Here is a 21,956-nt window from a genome sequence, read left to right as displayed (position 1 = left end):
CCTCGTCGATGAAACGGCGCGGCTTCCTCGCCCTGGCTCCCGCCGTCGGGGTCGCCGGACTCCTGGCCGCGTGCAGCCGCACCGAGGTCGGCACGGGCGCGCCGAAGGAGGACGCGGACCTGCTCGGGAAGCTGCGCGAGCAGGGCCACGTGCGGGTGGGCTTCGCCGGTGAGGCGCCGTACGGCTTCCAGGACGGCGGCCGGCTCGCCGGCGAGGCGCCGACGCTGCACCGTGAGGTGTTCTCGGCGCTCGGCGTGCCCGAACTGCGTCCCACCCTCACCGAGTTCGGCGCGCTGATACCCGGTCTCCTGGCCGGCCGCTTCGACGTGGTGAGCGCCGGGATGTCGATCACGCCCGAGCGGTGCGCCAAGGTGATCTTCTCCGAGCCCGAGTTCGTCTCCACCACCGCGCTGATGGTCCGCAAGGGCAATCCGAAGCGGCTCGGCGACTTCGCGTCCTGTGTGCGCGAGGGCGCGACGGTGGGCGTGCTGTCCGCCGCGGTGGAGGCCTCGTACGCGAAGGCGGCGGGTGTGCCGGACGGGTCGGTGAAGACGCTGGCCAAGCAGCAGGACGGTCTGGACGCCCTGCTCGCCGGCCGGATCGACGCCTTCGCGCTGACCGGCATCTCGCTGCGCTGGCTCGCGAGGACGAACCAGGGCGCGGCGGTGGAGGTGGCGACGCCGTTCGTGCCCGAGGTGGACGGGGTGAAGCAGTGGAGCGCGGGCGGGGCGGTGTTCCGGCCGGGTGCGCGGGCGCTGCGCGACGCCTTCGACCGTGAGCTGGCGAGGATCACCGGCGATCCGGCGCGCTACGTGGGTCTGATCGGCCGTTACGGGTTCACCGAGCGCGAGGCGCCGCCGCGCGGACTGCGCACCGCCGACCTGTGCGCGGGCCGGGGACGGGTGTGAGCGCGTTCCTGGCGGAGCTGGAGCGGGCGCTGCCCCGGCTCGGTGAGGGACTGCTCGTCACGGTGGAGGCGACGGTGCTCGGCGCCGGGCTCGCCCTCGTCCTCGCGTACGGGCTGGGGCTGATGTCCGGCTCGCGGCGGCTGCCCGTGCGGGGCGCGGCGAGGACGGTGGTCGAGTTCTTCCGCGGCACGTCGTTGTACGTGCAGCTGTTCTGGCTGTTCTTCGCGCTGCCGATGCTCGGCTTCCGGCTGGAGCCGCTGGCCTGTGCCGTGGTGGCGCTCGGACTGAACTTCGGCGCGTACGGGGCCGAGGTGGTGCGCGGTGCGATCGCCGCCGTGCCCCGGGCGCAGCTGGAGGCGTCGGTGGCGCTGGGCATGGGTCCCGTCCTGCGGCTGCGCCGTGTGGTGCTGCCGCAGGCGCACGCGCTGATGGTCGCGCCGTTCAAGAACCTGCTGGTCCAGCTGCTGAAGGCGACGCCGCTGCTGTCCCTGGTCACGGTGCCCGATCTCACCTTCGAGATCGACCAGTTGCGCTCGGCGACGGGTGACACGGCGGCGGCGTACCTGCTGCTGCTCGCGGTGTACGGCGTGCTCGCCGGAGTGCTGAGTCTGCTGATGAACGCGTTGGAGCGGGCCGCCAGGGCGCGGCTGGGGACGGGCGGTGACGGGTGATGTGGGACGGGGAGGCGGCGTGGGCCGCGCTGCCCGCCGTGCTGGAGGGCTTCGGGGTCACGCTGGTGGCGACCGTGCTCGGCTTCGGGGTGGCGCTACTGCTCGGCCTCGTGCTCGCGCTGGTCGGGCGGGCCGGGCCGCGGTGGGTGGCGGGACCGGTGAACGCGGCCGCCGCGTTCGTCCGCTCGACGCCGTTGCTGGTGCAGCTGTTCGCGGCGTGGGTGCTGGTCCCGGGCCTCGACGCGCTGGTGCTCGGCGTGCTCGTCCTGGGCGTGCACTACGCCGCGTACCTCTCCGAGGTGTACCGGACGGGCATCGACGCCGTACCGAAGGGCCAGTGGGAGGCGTGCACGGCGCTTTCGCTGCCGCGCCGGCGGGTGTGGCGGGCGGTGGTGCTGCCGCAGGCGGTCCGCAACGTGCTGCCGCCGCTGGGGAACTATGTCGTCTCCATGTTCAAGGAGACGCCGCTGCTGTCGGTGATCACGGTGCACGAGATGGTGCACGAGGCGAGCTCGTTCGGCAGCACGCACTTCGCCTATCTGGAGAGTTTCACGCTGGCCGCCGCGGTGTTCCTGCTGGCGAGCTGGCCGACGTCCGTGCTGGTACGACGACTGGAGGCACGCCTTGCGAGAGGGGCTTGAGGACACGGCGGAAGCGGTGCGCTTCGACCGGGTGACCAAGCGGTACGGGGAGCACACCGTGCTCGACGGGCTCGACCTGGCGGTCGGGCGCGGCGAGCGGGTCACGCTGATCGGCCCGAGCGGCTCGGGCAAGACCACGATCCTGCGGCTGCTCATGACGCTGGAGCGGGTGACGGAGGGCGTCATCCATGTGGCCGGCGAGCCGTACTCGCACATGCCGGCCGGGCAGGGCGGCGGAAGGGCCGGGAAGCTGGTGCCGGCGAGCGAACGGTACCTCGCGTCCCGGCGGCGCGGCATCGGCATGGTCTTCCAGCACTTCAACCTGTTCCCGCACATGAGCGTTCTGGAGAACGTCGTCGAGGCGCCCGTGCACGTGCTCCGGGAGAGCAGGGAGGCCGCGGAGGCACGGGCGAGGGAACTGCTGGGCATGGTCGGCCTCGCCGACAAGGTCGACGCCCGGCCCACCCGGCTCTCCGGCGGCCAGCAGCAGCGGGTGGCGATCGCCCGCGCGCTGGCGATGCGGCCGGAGATCCTGCTCCTCGACGAGGTGACGTCGGCGCTCGATCCCGAGCTCGTGGCGGAGGTCCTCGACGTCCTGCGCGACGTGGCCCGCGCCACGGACATCACGCTGCTGTGCGTGACCCACGAGATGGGCTTCGCCCGCGACGTCTCGGACCGGATCCTGATGTTCGACCAGGGCAGGATCGTGGAGTCGGGCGGCGCGGACGAACTCCTCGACGACCCCGGCCACGATCGGACGCGGGCGTTCCTGCGGGCGGTGCGGTGAGGTGAGGCCGGCAGGCTCCTCGGTCGGGTACGGGCGGTGGGCCGGCAGGCGGCGCGGGATCGGCAGGCGGCGCGGGATCGGCGGGCTTGTCGGGGCGGCGGGTGCGCGCCGGCGCGGGGCGGCGGCCGGGCGGGTCAGCGGGTGGTCGAGGCCTCCGGCAGCATGCCCTCGCGCAGTCGGGCGAGGCTGCGGGCGAGGAGCCGGGAGACATGCATCTGGGACACGCCGATCCGGGCGCCGATCTCCGCCTGGGTCAGCTCCTCCACGAACCTCAGGTGCAGCAGCAGCCGGTCGCGCTCGTCGAGGAGTTCGACGAGCGGCGCGAGCGTGTGGAAGTCCTCGAAGAGTTCGAGCGCCGGGTCCTCCTCGCCGATGAGGTCGGCGAGGGACGCGTCGGCGTCCTCCTCGTCGCCGCTGCCCAGCGCGGCGTCGAGGGAAGACGTGTGGTAGCCGTTCGCGGCGATCTGAGCCTCGATCACCTCGTCCTCGGACAGGTCCATCCGCTCCGCCAGTTCCGCGACGCGCGGCGCCCGGCCGAGGTGCGAGCTCAGCTCGTCGTTGGCCTTGGCCAGTTCGACGCGGGCCTCCTGGAGGCGGCGCGGCACGTGCACGGCCCAGGTCGAGTCGCGGAAGAACCGCTTGATCTCGCCGACGATGTACGGCACGGCGAACGTCGCGAACTCCACCTCCCGGCTCAGGTCGAAGCGGTCGATCGCCTTGATCAGGCCGATGATCCCGACCTGGACGATGTCCTCCATCTCGTCGCCGCGGGCACGGAAGCGGCCGGCCGCGAAGCGTACGAGCGAGGTGTTCATCTCGATCAGGGTGTTACGGACGTACTGGTGGCCTTCCGTCCCTTCCTCCCGCCGTGCCAGCTCCCGGAAGAACACCTTCGACAGGGCGCGCGCGTCCTGGGGCGCGACCTCGTGAGGAGCCTCGAGCACGGGCAGGTCGCTGGGCATGCCGCCTTCCGCGGCCGCCGTCGTCGTCGCCTTGACCATCTCGGTCCGCACGGGGACAACCTCCTGTTACTCGCCGGACGTTCGCTTGTGGCGAATCGCCTACCCGCGCTCGGCGCTCGCACGCGTACCGGTTCACGGTCGACCGTTTCCGCCCGCACTTCCGCTCCCGTTTCCGCCCGCGGTCACCGGTTCTCCGCTCATGGTTCCCGCCAGGTGCGCTTCCTGACGGCACGCCAGTCAGGACATCGCGCATCTTTTCGGGCTCTGCGGGCAGGCGGGACCCGCCGGAACACGTGGTGAGGGAGGAAGGAGCCCATGATGACCACGAGGGGCGATACCTCGCCCGGAGTCCGTACGCCGGCGGAGGCCCGGCGGTCGATCCGCAGGGCCCTCGCGCCCGGCGCCTCGGTGCCGTCCCCGCAGGTCGACGACCTGATGCTCGTGGCGACCGAGCTGGTGACGAACGCACAGCGGCACGGCGGCGGGGTGACCGGTTTCACCCTGGACGTGCGCAAGGGCAGTGTGGCCGTCTCGGTCAGCGACGCCAGCCGGTGCCCGCCGCGCCGCCGTGCCCGGACGCAGGACCTGCGGCCCGGCGGCTACGGCTGGCCGATCGTGCTGCGCCTGTCCCGCGAAGTGACGGTGGACCTACGGCCCGACGGCAAGACGGTGCGCGCGGTGGTGCCGCTCGACCGGTGACACCGGCGTGCGCGTCGGGCGGCGTCCGTCCGGGTCACCACCAGTAGGCGGGGTACCTGGGTGCGCCCTTGCGTATCCGGGAGACCGCCAACTCCATCAGGACGAGCACGACGGTGGCCCCGAACAGGAGGGGCACGAAGCGGGCCGGGGCGGGCGCCTGGAGGACCACCACCACGGCGGTCGCGCAGGCGGGCGAGTGCGGGGTGCGGGCGAGGTGGGTGAGGGCGAGTGTGAGGCCGGCCGCCACGGCGGCGGCCCAGGCGCTGGCTCCCGCCACGGCCAGCGTGGCATAGCCCGCCGCGGCGGCGAGCAGGTGGCCGACGACGACGCTGCGCGGCTGGGAGAGCGGAAGCGTCGGCGCGCTGTGCACCAGGGCGGCGCTGGCGGCCAGCGGCGGTATCAGCACGGGCTCGTGGATCACCGCGCCGATCGCGACCAGACCGAGCAGCACGAGGGTGACGGCCCCGACACTGTGGAACGCCGCTGCGGGCGCCGGGCGCGCCGGGGCGCGGACGGCGACGGTTCGAGTCCCGCTTGCGGTCCCGGTCCCGCTCGCGGTCGTCCGGGTCCCGCTCGCTGCCCCGGTCTCCGTCGCTGTCAGGCTTTCGGTCGGAGTCCCGTCCGGAGTCTCGTCGGCTGCGGGCGTGACGGTGCGGGTGTCGGTGTCGGTGCTCATGGTGAGGTGTTTCCGGGCAGGCGGCGTCGGGGCCGGCGGCAGGCAGGATCAACGGGCGGGCGTACGAGCCCTGTGGTCGACAGTCGGCCCGCCCTTGCGCCCACGCCCGCGCCGCCCGGATGCGGGCGACACGACCACGCCGATTGTATACAAAACGTTGAAGACGCTACCGCCTGGGTCCGGCGTCGAGACCGCCCGGGCAGGGTCGGCGGCGGCCTGTGGGAGGGTGAGGCCGTGACTTCGACCGAGACGCACGACCGCGGCCGTGCCGTGCAGCCCGCCGCCCAGCAGACCGCGCAGCCCGCCGCCGGCACCGACCGGGTGGTCCTCGGCTGCATGGGGCTCGGCGGCAGCTGGGACCCGAGTCCTTGGGAGCCCGCCGACGTCGACGCCGCGGAGGCGGTGATCGAGGCGGCGCTGGAGAGCGGGATCACCGCCTTCGACCATGCCGACATCTACCGGCACGGCAAGGCCGAGGCCGTGTTCGGCGAGGTCCTGGCACGTGCGCCCGGCCTGCGCGAGCGGATCACGCTGCAGTCGAAGTGCGGGATCCGGCTCGCCGACGGCGACCGGCCCGGCATGTACGACCTGCGCGGGCCCGGCATCGTCCGCCGCGTCGAGGAGAGCCTGGACCGGCTGCGGACGGACCACCTCGACGTCCTCCTGCTCCACCGGCCCGATCCGCTCGCCGACCCCGCCGAGATCGCCGAGGCCCTGGAGTCGCTGCACCGGCAGGGACTCGTGCGCCGCTTCGGCGTCTCCAACATGAACGCCGCCCAGATCGCGCGCCTCCAGGACCGGCTCGGGCTGCCGCTCGTCGTGAACCAGCTGGAGATGAGCCTGCTGCGGCGGGACTGGCTCGAGGACGCCGTGCTCGTCAACACGCCCGCGTCGGCCGCCGTGGGCTTCCCCGCGGGCACGGTCGAGCACTGTCTGCGGCACGGGATCACGCTGCAGGCGTGGGGCCCGCTGGCCCAGGGCCGCTACACCGGACGTCAGGAGACGCCCGAGGAGCGGGCCACGGCCGCACTGGTCGCGCAGCTCGCCGAGGCCAAGGGCACCACGCCGGAGACGATCGTGCTGTGGTGGCTCCGGCGTCATCCCGCCGGGATCACCCCGGTCATCGGCACCACCGACCCGGCACGCGTCCGCGCCTGCCAGGACGCCGCGACCGGCGACCCGGCGGCGCTCGGCCACGAGGAGTGGTACCGCCTGTGGATCACCGCACGCGGTGCGGCCCTGCCGTAGAGGCGGCCTGAGCGGACACCGCCAGGGTGGACATGACCCACGCGGACATGGACCACCGCAGAGGACCACCACCGAGGAGCCCGTCCCATGACCGATGCCGACGCACCCGATGCCGACGCACCCTCCTACGAGCTGCTCGCAGGAGCGCCGGACTCCCCCGTGCTGCTGCACGTGCCCCACTCCTCCCGTACGGTGCCCCCGGAGGTGCGCGCCGGCATCGTCCTCGACGACGCCGCACTGGAGCGGGAGCTGGACCACATCACCGACGCCCACACCGAGGAAATCGCCGCCGTGGCCGCCGCGTGCGCGGGCACGGCGCCCTGGCGGTTCGTCAACCGGCTGTCGCGGCTGGTCGTCGACCCCGAGCGGTTCCCCGACGAGCGGGAGGAGATGCTCGCGGTCGGGATGGGCGCGGTGTACACGCGCACCACGCACCGCGCCGAACTCCGTCCGCGCGGATTCGACCCGGCGCCGCTCGTCGAGCGGTACTTCACGCCGTACGCCGAGGCCGTGACCCGAGCCGTGGACGAGCGGCTCGCGGCGACCGGGCGCGCGATCGTCGTGGACGTCCACTCGTACCCGACGAAAGCGCTCCCGTACGAACTCCACGGCGACGGCCCGCGCCCGCCCGTCTGCCTCGGCACGGACGCCTTCCACACGCCGCCCACGCTGCTCGCCGCCGCCCGGCGCGCGTTCGCCGGCTTCGGCGGGGTCGGGACGGACAGTCCCTTCGCCGGGACGTACGTGCCGCTGGCGCACCACGGGCGCGATCCGCGGGTCGGCGCGCTGATGGTGGAGATCCGCCGCGACCGCTACATGACCGAGCCGGGCGGCCCCGCCGGGGCGGGGGCACGTGCCCTGGGAGTCGCTCTGGCCGCCCTGGTGGACGCCGTGACCGACGAGGTCCTCGGGACCGGCGCGACCGGACCCCGGACGTGACCGGACGTAAACTGGTGCGGTGAGCACGCGCAGATACGAGCTGGTGTTCTCCGGCGGTGCGGGCGAGGTCCGCGACGCCGTGGTCGTCGAGCGGACCGCGGCCAGCGGCCCCGGCGGGCACCCCGTGTACGCCGATGCGACGGGCATCATCCGCGCCGAGATCAGTGATCGCGACGAGGTGCGGGTGCTCGCGTCGGGCGGGCACCAGGAATTTCCGCAGCACGTCGTCGCCCGGCCGCTGCCCGAAGCACCGGATCCCGGAGTTCCGGACGTCGCCTAGATCCGTCCGGCACTGACCCGCGTCCGCCGCACAAGACCCCAGAGCCCTCCGGCGGAGGACAGAGCCGGACAGGCCGTGGGGCGACTCCGCGGCGTGTGAGCCGAGCAGGCCGTGGGGCGGCCCTGCGGCGGGCCGGGCGGCACAGGCCCTAAGCTGCCCGGATGACCAGTTTCGACCCCTCATCGGCTGCCGAGCAGGCCGCCCCGCGCTTTGTGCGCGTGAACATCGAGCTCATCGCCGAGATCACCGACGAGAAGGCCCTCAAGGCCGCCGCGCTCGCACAGGTCCAGGAGGACACCTACATGGACGACGCCGAGCGCGCCGAGTCCGTGGAGGCCATCGAGATCGACCCGTCCGGCTCCCTGGCCCACTTCATCGACCCGGTGGAGCTCCTCGGCTCCGTCCCCGGCGTCGAGCTCGCCTCCGCCACCTGGGAGTCCGCGCGGACCGAGTACGACCCCGACGACGAGACCTGGGAGGAGCACGACCTGGGCTGAGACCCCCTGCCCGGGGCCCGACCGCGCGGTGCTCGACTCGACCGGAGCACCGCGCGCCTGGTAGGAGAACCACTGCACGTTCGTTTCGCGAGGGGGCAGCATGAGGCCGCTGGAAGCCGGGGACCCGGAGTCCGTCGGGGACGGAAGATACCGGCTGGTCGGACGGCTCGGCCAGGGTGGCATGGGCGTGGTCTATCTGGGCCGGTCCCGGTCCGGGCGGGCGGTCGCCGTCAAGGTCGTACGGCCCGAACTGGGCACGGATCCCGAGTTCCTGCGCAGGTTCGCCCAGGAGGTCGCGGCGGCACGACGGGTCGGCGGCTTCCACACCGCTCCGGTCGTCGACGCGGATCCCGACGGGCGCCCGGCCTGGCTCGTGACCGCGTACGTGCCCGGGCCCACGCTGCGGACCGTCCTCGACGAGGTGGGCGCGCTGCCCGCGGACACCCTGAGCGTGCTGGCCGCCGGACTCGCGGAGGCCCTGGAGGCCATCCACCGGGCCGGCGTGATCCACCGGGACCTGAAGCCCGCGAACATCGTCGTCGCCGAGGACGGGCCGCGGGTCATCGACTTCGGCATCGCGCGGGCCCTGGACGGCACCACGGCCCTCACCCGGACCGGACTCCAGGTGGGCACTCCGGGCTACCTCGCTCCCGAGCAGCTCACGGGCGGCACGATCACTCCGGCCGTCGACATGTTCGCGCTCGGGGTCGTGCTGTGCCAGGCGGCGGGCGGCTCGCCGTTCGGCGAGGGCGGATCCGCGGCCTGGCTCTACAAGGTCGTGCACGAGGAACCGGACCTCGGCGCCGTCCCCGAGATCCTGCGGGCGCAGGTCGCCTCGTGTCTGGCCAAGGACCCGGCGCGACGGCCGACCCCCGCGGCGTTCCTGGACGGTCTGACGATCCAGCACCCGCCGGAGGGCGGCTGGCTGCCGGACGACGCGACGGTGCTGCTCGCGACGGCGCCCGGAGACGCCACGACCGCGCTCACGCCGGAGACGGACGCGACGGACCGGCCTGCGTCGGCGGGCCCGACGGAGCAGACGGAGCAGACGGGCCAGGCGGGCCAGGGCGGCCAGGCGGGCCAGGCGGGCCAGGCGGGCCAGGCGGGCCAGGCGGACAACGAGCCCGCACCGGAAGCCGCACCCGAGCCGGAACCCGGGCCCCAGCGCAAGCCCCAGCCCCAGCCGGTATCCGCACCCGTGCCCGCCCCGGTACCCGAGCCGGAGCTCACGCCCAGGCCCGAGCCGGCAGCCACCCCCGTGCCCCACCCGGTAACCGAGCCGGCAGCCACCCCCGTGCCCCGCCCGGCAACCGATCCCGTAGCGACCCCCGGGCCCCGCCCGGTGGCCGAGCCCGAGCCGCCAGCCGCCCCCGCGCCCGAGCCCGTACCGGTGCCGACCGTCCCCGTCCCGGTCCCCGTTCCCGTCCCCGCGCCCGTGCCGACTCCCGTACGCCCCGAGGCCACCGTCCCCGACACCCTCGGGCCCGGCACCGGCCCCGTCGCGCCCTCGGACCGCCGCGAGCCGCGCCCCCCGCAGCGCGACGGGCTCCTGACGGCGGTCGCGGTCGCGGTGTGCGCGGCGGCGATCGCGGGTGTCGTCATCTGGGCGCCGTGGAAGGGCGATGCCGGCGACCGGACGGGCGGCGGGGCGGGCAGTGGCGGGCCGTCCGCCGGGGCCTCCCCCGGCGCGTTCCCGACGGCTCCGCTCCTCGTGCGTCAGGACGTCGCGCCCGGCTGGCCCCAGGAGTGCCACGCCGTGATCGCCGTCCGGCCGGCGGCGACGGACTCGCCGCGGCAACTGGTGCGGAACGCCGCCGACGGAACCGACGGCACGTGCGACATGCTGCCGCAGTGGGCGCCGGACCGCGGGTCCTTCGCCTTCACGCGCAAGTCCGCCGACGGCGCCGCGGTGTGGACGGCGAAGGCCGACGGCAGCGATGCGCGGCGGGTCGCCGCCATCGCCGGGGGGCGGGTGTCGTGGTCGCCGGACGGCACGCGCCTGGCCGTGCTGCGCGTGAAGGACGGCGTGCAGCAGCTGTACGAGGTGACGGTGGCCGACGGCTCGGTCCGGCAGCTCACCTACGGCGAGGGCCGGGTGGAGGACCCGGCGTGGTCCCCGGACGGGAAGCAGATCGCGATCTGTGCGGAGGTGGGGAAGGGCAACTGGCAGATCCACCTTGTGGATCCCGCCGAGCCCGGGCGTGGACCGCGTCAGGTGACCCGGCTGCCGCATCCCGCTCTCGACCCGGCCTGGTCGCCGGACGGCCGGACCTTCGCGTACACCGCCGGCACGTACCAGGGCCAGGCCAAGGGAGACATCCGTGTGGTCGGTTCCGACGGCACCGGCGACCGGACGCTGGTGGCGACCGCGGACCACGAGATGGACCCGGCGTGGTCGGCGGACGGCCGCTGGCTGGCGTTCGTGCGCGGTCCGTACGAGGAGCCGGTGATCTGGGCGGTACGGGCGGACGGCACGGGTGAGCGCCGGCTGACGACCGGTGACAAGCCCGAGGCCCACCCGGCCTGGCGCTGACGAACGGGGCGTGGACTAGGTCCGTCCGCCGCCGGTTCGGGGGCGGGCGGGCGCGTGGACGGTCCGGGCCTCAAGGGCGCCGTGGCGGCAGGACGCCGTGGCGGCGGTACGGGAGCAGGTGGACTGCTGCCCGTACCGCCGGCCGTCCCAGTCCGACCTGGCGGCTCAGCTGGTGATGGAGAAGGCTTCTCCGTAGACGCTCCAGTACAGCGGGGTGTTGAGGTCGAAGTTGTTCTCGTTGAGGAAGCGGCGCTGGGCGGTGCTCACGCGGGTGGTGTCGCTGTGCGCCTCCTCCTTGCGCATCTCCTCCTCGCGCGCGTCGAGGAAGGCGTGGAGGTAGGCCTTCTCGTCGCCGCCGCGCGAGGGCGGGAGCGCCCGGGACAGGGCGACCGCGCGGATGGAGCGGAAGCCGTCCTCGCCGTGCATCACGGCGGCGTCGTAGTAGGCGAACTGTCCGAGTGCGCGCAGGCCGTCGCTCTTCGCCTGGGAGACGGCGGGGTTGAAGTAGACCCGGTCGCGTTCCTCCTCCTGCGTCTGCTGGAACACGCTGTCCTGGGCGGCCTGGCGCCAGGCGTTCGGGAAGCCCGGGTCGAGGCCTTCGTGGGAGTCGGTGCCGTTGACCCGGCGCAGGGCGGGGAGGTAGGAGGCCAGCGGGTTGCCGGGCTTCTTGGCCGTGTACCGCTCGACCAGGTCGAGCATGTCGCCGGTGCCGGAACAGAACCCGACGATGCCCGCCGTGTAGCCGCGGCCGTCGCCGATGTCCTCGATGTACGCGAACTGGGCGCGCCAGTCGAGGGACGAGTTCTCGAAGGTGGAGACCAGCTTCATGGCGATCTCCTTCTTGGCCGGGTCGTCGAGGCCCGTGCCGGGGGCCGGCGGAGTAGTGGTGCCGCCGCCGTACGCCTCGACCTCCCACAGCGAGTAGCCGTACGGGGTTCCCCGCTGGGTGCCGAAGACGCGCAGGTAGCGGCCGGTGCCGTTGACGGCGAGGTCGTCGGTGCCGCCGTCGCCGGTGGTGGTGGCGTAGACCTGGCGCCAGGAGGAACCGTCGTCGGAGAGCTCGACGCGGTAGGCCTTGGCGTAGGCCGCCTCCCACTTGAGGACGACCCGCTTCACGGCGGTGCCGGCGCCGAGGTCGATCCGTATCCACTGGTTGTCGACGCCTTCGGCGCTGGCCCAGCGGGTGGTGGTGGACCCGTCGACCGCCTTGGTACCGGTGAGCGAGCTGGTCTCGTTCGACGAGGTGGTGACGGGTCGCCCCTGTGCGAGGTTCCCGGCCGCCGCGCCGGCGGCGGGCACGAGACCGGGCAGGGCGGGCAGAAGCAGCCCGGTCACGGCACCGACGACGAGGGCGGCGGCGCGACGACGACGGCGCCGGAGCGCGCTGCCGGTGCCGCCGCTGCCGGCGGCGTGGGTGGTGCCGCCGGTGTCGACGGTGGGGACGGTGTTGATGGTGGGGGGCATCTCGCTTCACTTTCCCGGGCGGTCGCGTGTGGTGCGGCGGTCCCGTGTTCAGGCGGACGGGTTCCTGAGCGAAGAGAACAGTTAGGAAAGCTTCCTAACATGCGCAGTGAGAGTATGAGGAGCCTTGGAGCGACGCAAGAGGGTGAATGGCAAAGGGAGTTGAGCCGGCCCGCGGAAACGGGCCGCCGCACGGGCGGTCGTACTCACGGAACCCCGCTTGACCTGCTCGTTCACGCATCCGGGCCTTCCGGGCCGGGCTCGCACTCGAACCCGACCACCTCGGGCTGCTCTCCGGATACGCCGAACTCTGCCTGCGCACGGACAGCTTCGACCGCCCCGCCCGGGCCGGCCGGGCCGGCGGCCTGTCGCGGCGACTCATGGAGCTGGCGCCCGGATCGGCGGAGGCCGGGCGTGTCGAGGCGCCGAACGCTGGGCGCGGCGCGGCTACTGGGACCGCATCCGGATGCGTACAGCCGTGCGGACCGTCGAGATCCACGGGCGCCGGGACACCGTTGCCCAGGCCCGCGCCCTCGCGGAGGACCTGGCGCGCGGGGACACGGAGCCGGGCGGGGTGGTCGATCCCACCGACCGTGACGCCGTGGTCCGTGCCGCGACCGTGGAGGCGCTCTCCGGTCCCTGGCACGCCCCGGTCCGCTTCCTCGGCCGGCATCGGACGGCGGCGTGGGCGGTGTCCTTCGGGCTCTGCCTCGTCGTCGACCGCCGTTTCGCCGCGGTGCGGAAGGATGCCGAGGCGCGTCATGTCGCCGCTCTGGAGGCCTCGTTCCCGAGCGCCGGTGATCATGGCGGCGAGCCCGGGCGGTAGGGTCGCGGGCGGGTCGGCGCAGGAGGCGGCGGGCGTGGTGGGGGGTTGTGTGAAGCGGGCCGTTGTCATGGGCGGGAGTTACGCGGGGCTGTTCGCGGCCCGGGTGCTGAGCGACTTCGCCGAGGAGGTCGTCGTCCTCGAACCCGACGACATCGGAGCGGACGGGACCGGGTCGAGGGCCCCGCAGCGGCGGCAGTTGCACGCCCTGCTCGCGCAGGGGCACAGCCAGCTGGAGCGCTGGTTTCCCGGCATCACCGCCGAACTGGTCGCGGAGGGGGCCCGGATGGGCGAGGGCGACGACGTCCGCTTCTACGTCGACGGCCGGCTCAAGGCGCCCGCGGACGGGCAGCGGATGCTCGGGGCGAGCCGCCCGCTGCTGGAGGCGGGGGTGCGCCGGCGGGTCGGCGCGCTTCCGAACGTGCGGATCGTGCGCGCGCAGGCCCGCGGCCTGCTCCTGGAGGCCGGGCGGGTGCGCGGTGTGACCACGAAGGAGGGCGAGGTCGTCGACGCCGGGTTCGCCGTCGACGCCATGGGCCGGTCCAGCCGGCTCGGCCACTGGCTGGAGGAGGCGGGCTGGGAGCGGGCGCCGGTCCGCCGGATGCGGATCGACCTCGGCTACGCCACCGCCTCGTTCCGGCGCGGGGACGAACTGGGCACGACCGTCGTCGCCCACTCCATCCCCGGCCCGAAGAGCGACCACCAGCCCGGTCTCACCGAGCCCGGCGCGCTCGCGGCGGTGGAGGGCGACCGCTGGTCGGTCGTCCTCGCCGGCTACGCGGGGCACCGCCCGGGCGCCGATCCGGCCGAGTTCCTGGCCCGGATGCGGCGGTGCGTGGAACCGCTGCGCACGGTCGCCGACGTGTGCGAGATGACCGGCGGGGTGGACACCTTCCACTTCGCGGAGAGCGTCCGCCGCGACTACGCGCGCCTCGGCCGGCTCCCCGGCGGCCTGGCCGTCGTCGGCGACGCCCTCGCCGGCGTCAACCCCGTGTACGGGCAGGGCCTCACGCTGGCCGCCCTGGAGGCGAACTCCCTCGCGGCGCACCTGCGTTCGGGCGCCTCCTGGCGCGAACCCGCGTGGGGCTACTTCCGGCGGGCGGCGGTCGTGGTCGACGCGGCCTGGCAGTTGTCGACCACCGCGGACCTCGCCCAGCCGCACGTCACGGGCCCCTACCCGCCCGGCTACCGGCTGCTGCGCTGGGCGGGCGACCGGCTGACGGAGGCCTCGGTGCTCGACTCCGTGGTCAACACCACGTACACGAACGTGGTCAACCTCATCGATCACCCGCGCGCCCTCACCCGGCCCGCCCTGCTCCTGCGCGCGGCCCGGGTGCTGCTGGCCTCGGACAGCCGGGCGTGAGAGGGACAGGGTTGCCGCGCGTACGGGTGCCGGGCGGTCCGTCGCTGCTGCTGAGGCCCTGGGCGTACGAGGACGTCGACGCGCTCGTCCGGCACCACCGGGACCCGCTGATGCGGCGGTGGCTGGCGACCCGTCTGGACGGCGAGGAGGACGCGCGGGCCTGGGTGGCGGAGCAGCACCGGGGCCGCCGAGCCGGTTCGCGCGTCGCGTTCGCGGTGGTCGAGGAGGACGCGGCCGGGCCCGGCGAGCCGGTCGGCCACGTGGCGTTCACCGCCGCGGCGGGCGCGGCGCGCGTCGGCTACTGGACGGCGCCCGCGGCACGGGGCCGCGGTATCGCCTCCCTCGCGCTCGCCCTCGCCACCGCCTGGGCGGCCGGAGCTGCGGACAGCCCGTTCACGGGCCGGCGGTTCGAGCTGGTACACGCACTGGACAACGAGGCCTCCTGCCGTACGGCCCTCGCCGGCGGCTTCCCCACGGAGCACACGCTGGCCGCCGACCCGCCCGCGCGTCCGCGGCCGATGCACTTGCACCTGTGGGCGGGGGCGGGGCCGGATCCGGCCCCGTACGGGTGGCGGGCTGAGGCGGCCACGGGGAGGGCGGGGACGGTCCCGCTGGGGGACGCGTCCGCGGGACCCCGCGGAACCTGACGGACCCCACGCGACGGGCCCGGCAGGCGAGAAGCCCGGCAGGAACGAGGTGACCGCGCTGCTACGGCCGCTCGTCCGCTCGCCGCGTTGCGTGGGCCTCAACGTCACGATCTACGACCCCGATCTCGACCCCGACGGGACCGCGGGAGCGCTCCTCACCGATCTCGTCGTCGCGGCCCTCGCCCGGGCCTGAGCCCGGCACGGTGCCGGTCCGCGCCCGCCCGATCCGCTCCAGGAGGTGTTCGGCGTCGGGTCGCACGGCGGCCCGGCGGGGCGCCCAGTCCTCCTCGGCCCGCCCCGTGTACACGTCCCGGGCGTGGGCCAGCGCCGACCGCCGGCCGGGCGGCAGGCGGTCGAGGGCCCACGCGGCGGCATCGTCCTTCGACCGGATCCGCCCGGTCTCCAGGGTGGTCCAGATCCGGGCGAGGGTGAGCAGCACGTTGCGGGTGTCGGCGTCGAGGTCGGCCATGAGGTCGGGAACGCCCGCGACGATCGCCCTCCGCACGTCCGCGGCGGGCACCGGATCGATGACCTCGGCGGGCGGCGGTCCGAAGAACGGGGCGTCACCGGCGCGGGCCATCGCGAGCAGCGGGGCCAGGTCCGGCATGGGCCGCGCCCGGGGCAGTTCGCCGCGCTCGTACTCCTCGCGCAGCCACTCCCCGTAGAGGTAGTCGCAGACGGGCGGGTAGCGCCAGGGCCGGATCTGCCCGGCGACGACCACGATCAGCTCGACGGGCCGGGCGGGACCACCACGGGCGCGGCTGCCGGAGAGCTCGCGCAGGCCGTCGGTCAGCTCCCGCCGCTCGTCGGGCCCGAGACCGCGGTCGGCGACGACGAGGACGTCGACGTCGCTGTGCGGCCGCAGTCCGCCGAGCACGGCCGAGCCGTGCGCGTACGCGCCGAGGGCCCGCTCTCCGAGGACGGCGCGGACGAGCCGGACGACGGCGTCGGTCTGGGCGGTGGTCAACGGGCCTCCTGAGGGCTGGGACCTGGGCCGGGCGAGCGTACCGGGACGCCGACCGGCTCGCGCGGGGTTTTCGGCGCGGCGGGCGGCCGACGGCTGGGCGGCGCGCTCGATCCGGGAGATCCGCGCCGTGAGGAGGCGGGGTCGCCGCCGCCCGGACCGACGGGGGCCGTCGGCACCCCTGTGAGCGCGGGTGGCACCGTGAGCGCGGCCCACCCGTCAGCGCGGCACCCCGTGAACGAGGGCAGCCCCGTGAACGCCGGACGGCCCCGCCCCCCCGGAGCAGGGGACGGGGCCGGCCCGCGTGGGGTCAGCCCTGGCGGGCCTTCACGCGCGGGTCCTTCTTGTTGAGGACGTACGTCCGGCCCCGGCGGCGGACCACCTGGGAGCCGGGGCGCGCCTTCAGGGCGCGCAGGGAGTTGCGTACCTTCATCGTGGCGTCTCGTTCTCTCGTCGGACCGCTCGCGGTCAGCGTTCCTCGCGGAAGTCGACGTGTGTCCCGAGCACGGGGTCGTACTTCCGCAGGACGAGGCGGTCGGGGTCGTTCTGACGGTTCTTGCGGGTCACGTAGGTGACGCCGGTGCCGGCCGTGGACCGGAGGGTGACCACGGGGCGCTGGGTGGTGCGTGGCATGGGTGCTCCTTCCGGCTGCCGCCGTCGAGCTCGTTTGACTCGGGCATGTCAGCCTTGCCGTGTGCAACACCGTCACCCCCGGCCGCATTCCCACCGTGGCGACCGCCTACGGTGGCCCGGTGAGTGATCATCTGCCCGCCGACGTGGCCACCGCCCTCGACCTCCTCCTCGACGGGGACGATGCCGTCCACGAGGCGCTGCGCCGCCAGGTGCCGCATCTGCGGGTGGAGGGCCGCTGCGAGTGCGGGTGCGGTACCACCGACTTCGCGATCGACGCATCGGCCGTCCCCGCCGCTCCGAGCGGCCCCGGCACCGCGTCGGTGGCGTCCCGGATCTTCTCGGCCGAGGACGGCACGCTCCTCGGCGACGTCGTCCTCTTCGCACAGGGCGGGCACCTTTCCTGGCTCGAGGTCTGCGACCTCACCGACCTCCACGAGGACGTCAAGGTCACGCTCGGCCTGGCCCTGCGGTGCTTCGCCCGCCCCCCGCAGGATCAGCGGTCACACCGACCGCCCCGCAGCGGATAAGGTGCCGGGCGAGCAACCGGGATCCTTAGTTCCGCACGGGGAGAAAGAATTGATGAGTGGTCAGCAGCCGGGCAGCGCCGGCACGCCGCCGGTCTTCCAGCCGCTCGAGGGCGACGACCCGACGACCGTCGCCGGATACCGGCTGGCCGCCCGGCTCGGGGCCGGCGGCATGGGCAAGGTGTACCTGTCGTACACGCCCGGAGGGCGGCCCGTCGCCATCAAGGTGATCAGGCCCGAGTTCGGCGAGGACGCCGAGTTCCGCCGCCGTTTCGCCCAGGAGGTCCGCTCCGCGCAGCGTGTGCAGGGCCTGTTCACCGCGCCCGTCATCGACGCCGACGCCGAGGGCACGCGGCCCTGGCTGGCCACCGCGTACGTCCCGGGACCCTCGCTCGCCGACGCCGTCGTCGCGCACGGAGCCCTGCCCGTCGAGACCGTGCTGCTGCTGGTCGCGGGCATGGCCGAGGCGCTGCAGGTGATCCACGGCGCCGGCCTCGTGCACCGCGACCTCAAGCCGTCCAACGTGCTGCTCGCCTCGGACGGCCCGCGCGTCATCGACTTCGGCATCGCGCACGCCGCCGACGCGACCTCCCTCACCGGCAGCGGCGTCACCATCGGCACGCCCTCCTTCATGGCCCCGGAGCAGGCGGCCGGGCGCCGGGTCACCCCGGCCACGGACGTCTTCGCGCTCGGGCAGGTCGCCGTGTACGCGGCGACTGGCGTGCCCGCGTTCGGCGAGGGCACCTCGCACGGGGTGCTGTACCGGATCGTGCACGAGCAGCCGGAGCTCGGCGCGGTGCCGGAGCGGCTGAGCGCCCTCGTCACGCGCTGCCTCGCGAAGGATCCCGAGGCCCGGCCGTCCGTCGCCGAGGTGATCCGGCTCTGCCAGGAGGCCAACGCGGCGACCGTGCTGCGCCGGCCCGAGGACTGGCTTCCGGGGGTCGTCTCCGCGGAGATCACGGCCCGCACGAACACCCCCGCACCGGCTCCCGCGCCCGCCGCCGCTCCCGCGCCCGCCGCTCCGGCGCAGCCCCCGGCCCATCCGCCGACGGCACCGGCCGGACCTCCGGCGGGCTACCCTCCGACCGCTCCGGCGGGGCCGGTACCGGGCCACTCCCCCACGGCGCCCGCTCCGGTGACGCCTTCTCCGGCCGGGCCACCGGCAGCCGCACCTTCCGTCCCGACGCCTCCGCCGCACGCGGGGCACGCCTACGCGCCGACGCAGGGCCCGGCTCCGGCCCCGTACCCGGGCAGCGGCGCCTACCCGACCGCGCCGACGTATCCGACGCCGTACCCGAACGCTCCCCATCCGAACACTCCCTATCCGAACGCGCCCTACCCGCACGCGCCGCGTCCCGGCGGCCGGCCTCCGGCGGCCCGCCAGAACCCGGTCAAGCGGACGCTGCTGGTGGGCGTCGCCGCCGCGCTGGTCTTCGGGGTGGGCGGCGCCGCCACCGCGTACGTCCTGACGAAGGACGACGACAGGAACAACTCGGCGAGCGGCAACGGCAAGCCCGGCCAGCAGACCGGGTCGGGCGGGTCGTCCGGCGCCTCCTCCTCCGACGGTTCCGGCGGCGGCACGACGCCGTCCGGGAAGCCCTCCGCCAAGGCCGAGCCGAAGCCCGTCGAGTACAAGAACATCAACCTGACGGCGGGGTACCACCTGACCCTCGGCGACCAGGTGGTACGGCCCCAGGACGGCGAGGACGGCGGTTACGAGCTCTCCTACGACACCGGCGGATACCTCGACGCCGAGAGCACCGGCGGCAACATGGTGCTGCTCGACCCGGGACAGGAGGCCACCCTCGCCGCGTGCCGGGCGGACACCCGGTTCACGCGCGAGGTGTACGTGAACAAGCTGTCGCCCGGGCGGCAGATCTGCGTCACCACCGGGACGGGCCACATGGGTCTGGTCACGGTCAAGGCGTTCTCGCCGGAGGAGTCGCCCAGCACGTACATCACGCTGGACCTGACGGTCTGGCGCAACGGAGCTTTGTAGCACGGAGCCCTGGGCACGGAGCCCTGTAGCACGGCGCGCTGTGGCGCCGAGCCCTCAGAACGCCGCCCGTCGCACCGGAGTCACCGGTTCAGGGCCTTGAGTTCTCCCCGCCCGTCCCACCGCCCGCCCGTCGGCCATGCGCCGGGGCGGGCGGCGGCGTCTTCGGGGAGGGGTGCGGTGATGCCGAGGAGGGCGCCCCTGCCCGCCCGGTCTCGTGGCGGGCGGAGCCGGTCGACACGTCCGGCAGCAGCCTCACCCAGACCCATATCGACGCGTACGCCACCGACCCACCCCCTCAGTCGTCGACCTTCCCTTTCCTTCCTCTTCGAATGATAGATTAGGGAAGGTAAGAGAAGCACAGGGAAGGTCGAGTGTGACGTGAGCGCGGCGCAGCAGTACTACACGGTCGAGCAGATCGCCGATCTGCTCGACCTGCACGTGAAGACCGTCCGGGGTTACGTCCGTGACGGACGGCTGCCGGCGACGCGGGTCGGCCGGCAGTACCGGATCAGCCGGGAGGACCTGGAGGCCTTCACGGGAACGCCCGTCGCTCCCGCCTCCACTCCGCGGGGGCCGCGCGCCGACGTGTCGAGCATCGTGCAGGTCGACGGCGCGGACCGGCACACCGCCGACCGGCTCGCCAACGCCGTCATGGCCACGGTCCTCGGGCGGCACGGCGGCACGGGCGCGGACGCGGGCGGCCGGCTGCGCGTGGAGACCGTCTTCGACGAGGACCGGAACTCGCTGAAGTTCGTGGTCCTGGGCGATCTCGACACCACCGCCGACCTGCTCAAGGTTCTCGACGCACTGATCGGAGGCACACAGTGAACGCCCTTCGGGACTTCCACGGCACGCCGGTCTTCCTCTGCCCGGCCGAGGGTCCGCTCCTGCTCGGGGAGCGGGAGGCGATCGACGTCATCGGCGAGGGGTCGTACGCCGGGGCGAGCTGGGTCGCGGTACCGGTCGAGAGGTTCCCGGACGACTTCTTCCGGCTGCGCACCCGGGTGGCCGGGGACATCGTCCAGAAGTTCGCCAACTACCGGCTCGGCCTCGCCGTCGTGGGCGACATCTCGAGGCACCTGGAGGACAGTCCGGCACTTCGGGACTTCGTCCGGGAGTCCAACCGGGGCACCCAGCTCTGGTTCGTCCCGGACACGGCCGCCCTCGCCGACCGGCTCACTCCGGTCCGCTGAGGCCGGGCACGCCGGACTCCGCGCCGCTGGAGTCCGGCCCCATGCGGCCGGACTCCGGAGTGGCGGACTACGGCACGGCGAACTCCGTCGCGGCGAGCCGGTCCGGCTCGGCCACGACCTCGATGCGGGTGATCAGCCCGTCCTCCACCGTGAAGGCGAGCACCAGCCGCAGCCGACCCTTCGGCGCCATCGCCAGGGCGAACTGCCCGTCGACGAGCGCCAGACCGGTGTAGCGGGCCCGTCCCATCGCCGCCATGGCGCCCTGGGCCACCGCCCGGCCGCCGGCGACGACGACCGGTTCGGGCGTGGGGACGACCATCCGGTCGGCGTGCAGCACGACGTCGGGGTGGAGCAGCGACAGCAGCGCCGTGAAGTCCCCGCCGCGGGTCGCCGCGAGGAACGCCTCGACGACCTGCCGCCGCCGGGCCGTCTCCGCGCGGGCCGCGTCGGCGACGCCGGCCGCATCGGCGGCGTCGGCGGTTCCGGCGGCGGGTGTCGCGGCCGAGCCGCCCTTCACGCGGCGGCGGGCGCGGCTCGCGAGCTGCCGCACGGCGGCCGGGGTCCGCTCCAGCATCGGGGCGATGTCCTCGAAGGGCACGGCGAACATGTCGTGCAGCACGAAGGCCAGCCGCTCGGCGGGCGCGAGGGTGTCGAGGACGACGAGGAGGGCGACTCCCACGGAGTCGGCCATGACGGCCTCCTCCTCGGGATCGCGCCCGGGCTGGTCGACGTCCGGCTCGCCCGGCCGGTCGTCGAGGGAGTCCTCGCGGCGCCGGTCGCGGGACCGGAGCATGTTGAGGCAGACCCGGGAGACGACGGTGGTGAGCCAGCCGCCGAGGTGCTCGACGCCCGCTACGCCGGCGGCGTGCGCGCGCAGCCAGGCCTCCTGGAGGGCGTCGTCCGCCTCGGCGAGCGAGCCGAGCATGCGATAGGCGACCGCCCGCAGGTGCGACCGGTCCCGCTCGAAGTGTTCCGTCAGCAGCGCGCCGTCGTCCTTCGCCCGCATGTCCTGCCGCTCCCCCGGTCGCCCCGCCTGCGTGAACGCCTCATCAAAACACGGGCGTTCAGTCCTCCGGGACCGGGGTGCCCTGGTGGTAGTACAGGCGCCAGCCGGCGTCGCCGTCCCCCTTGCGCCACAGGGAGCTGCGGCGCGCCCGGCGGCCGTCGAAGTCCGTCTCGTACGTGAGGTGGACGAGGCCGGGCGCGAGAAGCACGCCGCGCAGGGCGGAAGCCTCGAAACGCGGACCCTCCTCCGCGGCGCCGTCCAGCCCGGGCAGGGCGGCCAGCATCTCCTCGTACGTCCAGCGCCGCCCCGAAGCGCCGACCTCGACGAACTCGGGGTCGAACAGCCGGGCGGCCTCGTCGGCGGAGACGCGGACGGCGGGGTCCAGGAGGCGCAGTTCGCCGTCCACGGCCGCGGCGATCGCGGCGCGCTCCTCGGCGGTCTCGCCACCGCACCCGCCGGTGTCGTTCGTGTCGATCATGGGCGCATCCTCTCCCGGCGCCGA

General features: G+C 74.4%; 23 protein-coding genes and 4 pseudogenes. 18 read left to right on the top strand and 9 right to left on the bottom strand.

From position 1 onward, the window contains the following. Positions 1-8 precede the first annotated feature (8 nt). Genes ehuB through ehuA form a run of 4 tightly spaced genes read left to right on the top strand, consistent with a single transcriptional unit; the run spans position 9 to position 3,007 of the window. Positions 9-908, top strand: coding sequence for an ectoine/hydroxyectoine ABC transporter substrate-binding protein EhuB (gene ehuB / locus ACFVGS_RS05720; protein ID WP_384412744.1), 900 nt, complete (start codon positions 9-11; stop codon positions 906-908). Further along, the gene (gene ehuC / locus ACFVGS_RS05715) at positions 905-1,579 is read left to right on the top strand and encodes an ectoine/hydroxyectoine ABC transporter permease subunit EhuC (RefSeq protein ID WP_384412575.1); all 675 of its coding nucleotides are present in this window, start codon (positions 905-907) and stop codon (positions 1,577-1,579) included. Before ehuB ends, ehuC begins: the two co-directional genes overlap by 4 nt. Continuing rightward, positions 1,579-2,220: an ectoine/hydroxyectoine ABC transporter permease subunit EhuD gene (ehuD, locus tag ACFVGS_RS05710; protein WP_385690702.1), complete on the top strand. Its 642-nt coding sequence runs from the start codon at positions 1,579-1,581 to the stop codon at positions 2,218-2,220. Before ehuC ends, ehuD begins: the two co-directional genes overlap by 1 nt. Further along, a complete protein-coding gene (ehuA, locus tag ACFVGS_RS05705; protein WP_384412581.1) occupies positions 2,204-3,007 on the top strand; it encodes an ectoine/hydroxyectoine ABC transporter ATP-binding protein EhuA in 804 nt (267 codons plus the stop codon). Before ehuD ends, ehuA begins: the two co-directional genes overlap by 17 nt. 134 nt (positions 3,008-3,141) lie before the next feature. On the opposite strand, the gene ACFVGS_RS05700 is transcribed toward ehuA, so the two are convergent. After that, on the bottom strand, positions 3,142-3,969 hold the full coding sequence (locus ACFVGS_RS05700; RefSeq protein WP_384412747.1) for a SigB/SigF/SigG family RNA polymerase sigma factor: 828 nt from the start codon (positions 3,967-3,969) through the stop codon (positions 3,142-3,144). Between the two features lie 315 nt (positions 3,970-4,284). On the opposite strand from ACFVGS_RS05700, the gene ACFVGS_RS05695 reads away from it, so the two are divergent. Next, positions 4,285-4,668, top strand: a complete 384-nt coding sequence (locus ACFVGS_RS05695; RefSeq protein ID WP_384412586.1) for an ATP-binding protein — start codon at positions 4,285-4,287, stop codon at positions 4,666-4,668. Positions 4,669-4,702: 34 nt separating this feature from the next. Here the strand turns inward: ACFVGS_RS05695 and ACFVGS_RS05690 are convergent, their stop codons facing one another. Further along, positions 4,703-5,344, bottom strand: coding sequence for an HPP family protein (locus tag ACFVGS_RS05690; protein ID WP_385690698.1), 642 nt, complete (start codon positions 5,342-5,344; stop codon positions 4,703-4,705). A 234-nt stretch (positions 5,345-5,578) separates the two neighbouring features. Here ACFVGS_RS05690 and ACFVGS_RS05685 point away from each other — a divergent pair, with 234 nt between their 5' ends. From ACFVGS_RS05685 to ACFVGS_RS05665, 5 genes are all read left to right on the top strand, one after another. Then, positions 5,579-6,592: an aldo/keto reductase family oxidoreductase gene (locus ACFVGS_RS05685; protein ID WP_384412592.1), complete on the top strand. Its 1,014-nt coding sequence runs from the start codon at positions 5,579-5,581 to the stop codon at positions 6,590-6,592. An 87-nt stretch (positions 6,593-6,679) separates the two neighbouring features. Beyond that, complete coding sequence (locus tag ACFVGS_RS05680; protein ID WP_385690695.1) at positions 6,680-7,531, top strand: N-formylglutamate amidohydrolase; 852 nt, start codon at positions 6,680-6,682, stop codon at positions 7,529-7,531. Between the two features lie 19 nt (positions 7,532-7,550). Next, positions 7,551-7,811 (top strand): DUF6296 family protein, encoded by a 261-nt coding sequence (locus ACFVGS_RS05675; protein ID WP_385690692.1) that lies wholly within the window; start codon positions 7,551-7,553, stop codon positions 7,809-7,811. Positions 7,812-7,972: 161 nt separating this feature from the next. Continuing rightward, positions 7,973-8,308 (top strand): hypothetical protein, encoded by a 336-nt coding sequence (locus ACFVGS_RS05670; RefSeq protein WP_384412601.1) that lies wholly within the window; start codon positions 7,973-7,975, stop codon positions 8,306-8,308. A 100-nt stretch (positions 8,309-8,408) separates the two neighbouring features. Continuing rightward, positions 8,409-10,841 (top strand): protein kinase, encoded by a 2,433-nt coding sequence (locus ACFVGS_RS05665; RefSeq protein ID WP_385690689.1) that lies wholly within the window; start codon positions 8,409-8,411, stop codon positions 10,839-10,841. A gap of 165 nt (positions 10,842-11,006) precedes the next feature. Here the strand turns inward: ACFVGS_RS05665 and ACFVGS_RS05660 are convergent. Then, positions 11,007-11,714, bottom strand: a pseudogene (locus ACFVGS_RS05660) (chitosanase); the annotation flags it as partial. 96 nt (positions 11,715-11,810) lie between these two features. Beyond that, a pseudogene (locus ACFVGS_RS05655) lies at positions 11,811-12,305 on the bottom strand (discoidin domain-containing protein); the annotation flags it as partial. Positions 12,306-12,768: 463 nt separating this feature from the next. Here ACFVGS_RS05655 and ACFVGS_RS05650 point away from each other — a divergent pair. The 4 genes and pseudogenes from ACFVGS_RS05650 to ACFVGS_RS05635 all read left to right on the top strand — a co-directional run. Continuing rightward, complete coding sequence (locus ACFVGS_RS05650) at positions 12,769-13,128, top strand: hypothetical protein (RefSeq protein ID WP_384412607.1); 360 nt, start codon at positions 12,769-12,771, stop codon at positions 13,126-13,128. 49 nt (positions 13,129-13,177) lie between these two features. Continuing rightward, on the top strand, positions 13,178-14,488 hold the full coding sequence (locus ACFVGS_RS05645; protein WP_384412610.1) for an FAD-dependent oxidoreductase: 1,311 nt from the start codon (positions 13,178-13,180) through the stop codon (positions 14,486-14,488). 11 nt (positions 14,489-14,499) lie between these two features. Beyond that, positions 14,500-15,135, top strand: coding sequence for a GNAT family N-acetyltransferase (locus ACFVGS_RS05640; protein ID WP_384412612.1), 636 nt, complete (start codon positions 14,500-14,502; stop codon positions 15,133-15,135). A gap of 52 nt (positions 15,136-15,187) precedes the next feature. After that, positions 15,188-15,328 (top strand): annotated as a pseudogene (locus tag ACFVGS_RS05635) (arginase family protein); the annotation flags it as partial. A gap of 48 nt (positions 15,329-15,376) precedes the next feature. Here the strand turns inward: ACFVGS_RS05635 and ACFVGS_RS05630 are convergent. From ACFVGS_RS05630 to rpmG, 3 genes and pseudogenes are all read right to left on the bottom strand, one after another. Beyond that, positions 15,377-16,315, bottom strand: a pseudogene (locus ACFVGS_RS05630) (aminoglycoside adenylyltransferase domain-containing protein); the annotation flags it as partial. A gap of 94 nt (positions 16,316-16,409) precedes the next feature. Further along, positions 16,410-16,532: a type B 50S ribosomal protein L36 gene (gene ykgO / locus ACFVGS_RS05625; protein WP_384412625.1), complete on the bottom strand. Its 123-nt coding sequence runs from the start codon at positions 16,530-16,532 to the stop codon at positions 16,410-16,412. Between the two features lie 35 nt (positions 16,533-16,567). Further along, positions 16,568-16,732 (bottom strand): 50S ribosomal protein L33, encoded by a 165-nt coding sequence (gene rpmG / locus ACFVGS_RS05620; RefSeq protein WP_384412628.1) that lies wholly within the window; start codon positions 16,730-16,732, stop codon positions 16,568-16,570. Positions 16,733-16,851: 119 nt separating this feature from the next. On the opposite strand from rpmG, the gene ACFVGS_RS05615 reads away from it, so the two are divergent. The 4 genes from ACFVGS_RS05615 (at position 16,852) to ACFVGS_RS05600 (ending at position 20,448) form a co-directional block, all read left to right on the top strand. Beyond that, the gene (locus ACFVGS_RS05615) at positions 16,852-17,259 is read left to right on the top strand and encodes a hypothetical protein (protein WP_384412631.1); all 408 of its coding nucleotides are present in this window, start codon (positions 16,852-16,854) and stop codon (positions 17,257-17,259) included. A gap of 52 nt (positions 17,260-17,311) precedes the next feature. Then, positions 17,312-19,255 (top strand): protein kinase, encoded by a 1,944-nt coding sequence (locus tag ACFVGS_RS05610; RefSeq protein ID WP_385690683.1) that lies wholly within the window; start codon positions 17,312-17,314, stop codon positions 19,253-19,255. 378 nt (positions 19,256-19,633) lie between these two features. Further along, on the top strand, positions 19,634-20,083 hold the full coding sequence (locus tag ACFVGS_RS05605) for a helix-turn-helix domain-containing protein (protein WP_385690680.1): 450 nt from the start codon (positions 19,634-19,636) through the stop codon (positions 20,081-20,083). Beyond that, positions 20,080-20,448, top strand: coding sequence for a DUF4180 domain-containing protein (locus ACFVGS_RS05600; protein ID WP_384412640.1), 369 nt, complete (start codon positions 20,080-20,082; stop codon positions 20,446-20,448). Before ACFVGS_RS05605 ends, ACFVGS_RS05600 begins: the two co-directional genes overlap by 4 nt. A 67-nt stretch (positions 20,449-20,515) precedes the next feature. On the opposite strand, the gene ACFVGS_RS05595 is transcribed toward ACFVGS_RS05600, so the two are convergent. After that, on the bottom strand, positions 20,516-21,454 hold the full coding sequence (locus ACFVGS_RS05595; protein WP_385690677.1) for a sigma-70 family RNA polymerase sigma factor: 939 nt from the start codon (positions 21,452-21,454) through the stop codon (positions 20,516-20,518). A gap of 58 nt (positions 21,455-21,512) precedes the next feature. Continuing rightward, positions 21,513-21,932, bottom strand: coding sequence for a DUF4440 domain-containing protein (locus ACFVGS_RS05590; protein ID WP_384412645.1), 420 nt, complete (start codon positions 21,930-21,932; stop codon positions 21,513-21,515). Positions 21,933-21,956 lie beyond the last annotated feature (24 nt).

Source organism: Streptomyces sp. NPDC127114, assembly GCF_042677525.1.
In the GTDB taxonomy this organism is placed as follows: Bacteria; Actinomycetota; Actinomycetes; order Streptomycetales; family Streptomycetaceae; genus Streptomyces.
The sequence above is the reverse complement of the archived record's forward strand: the minus strand, read 5'-3'. Positions and strand labels throughout refer to the sequence as shown.

Bases quoted from the DNA above. Each gene is read 5' to 3' on its own strand.
- rpmG (WP_384412628.1), bottom strand. From the start codon at position 16,732: ATGCCACGCACCACCCAGCGCCCCGTGGTCACCCTCCGGTCCACGGCC.
- ACFVGS_RS05670 (WP_384412601.1), top strand. From the start codon at position 7,973: ATGACCAGTTTCGACCCCTCATCGGCTGCCGAGCAGGCCGCCCCGCGC.
- ehuB (WP_384412744.1), top strand. From the start codon at position 9: ATGAAACGGCGCGGCTTCCTCGCCCTGGCTCCCGCCGTCGGGGTCGCC.
- ehuD (WP_385690702.1), top strand. From the start codon at position 1,579: ATGTGGGACGGGGAGGCGGCGTGGGCCGCGCTGCCCGCCGTGCTGGAG.
- ACFVGS_RS05590 (WP_384412645.1), bottom strand. From the start codon at position 21,932: ATGATCGACACGAACGACACCGGCGGGTGCGGTGGCGAGACCGCCGAG.
- ACFVGS_RS05700 (WP_384412747.1), bottom strand. From the start codon at position 3,969: ATGCCCAGCGACCTGCCCGTGCTCGAGGCTCCTCACGAGGTCGCGCCC.
- ACFVGS_RS05695 (WP_384412586.1), top strand. From the start codon at position 4,285: ATGATGACCACGAGGGGCGATACCTCGCCCGGAGTCCGTACGCCGGCG.
- ykgO (WP_384412625.1), bottom strand. From the start codon at position 16,532: ATGAAGGTACGCAACTCCCTGCGCGCCCTGAAGGCGCGCCCCGGCTCC.
- ACFVGS_RS05595 (WP_385690677.1), bottom strand. From the start codon at position 21,454: ATGCGGGCGAAGGACGACGGCGCGCTGCTGACGGAACACTTCGAGCGG.
- ACFVGS_RS05665 (WP_385690689.1), top strand. From the start codon at position 8,409: ATGAGGCCGCTGGAAGCCGGGGACCCGGAGTCCGTCGGGGACGGAAGA.
- ACFVGS_RS05680 (WP_385690695.1), top strand. From the start codon at position 6,680: ATGACCGATGCCGACGCACCCGATGCCGACGCACCCTCCTACGAGCTG.
- ACFVGS_RS05650 (WP_384412607.1), top strand. From the start codon at position 12,769: ATGCGTACAGCCGTGCGGACCGTCGAGATCCACGGGCGCCGGGACACC.
- ACFVGS_RS05610 (WP_385690683.1), top strand. From the start codon at position 17,312: ATGAGTGGTCAGCAGCCGGGCAGCGCCGGCACGCCGCCGGTCTTCCAG.
- ACFVGS_RS05690 (WP_385690698.1), bottom strand. From the start codon at position 5,344: ATGAGCACCGACACCGACACCCGCACCGTCACGCCCGCAGCCGACGAG.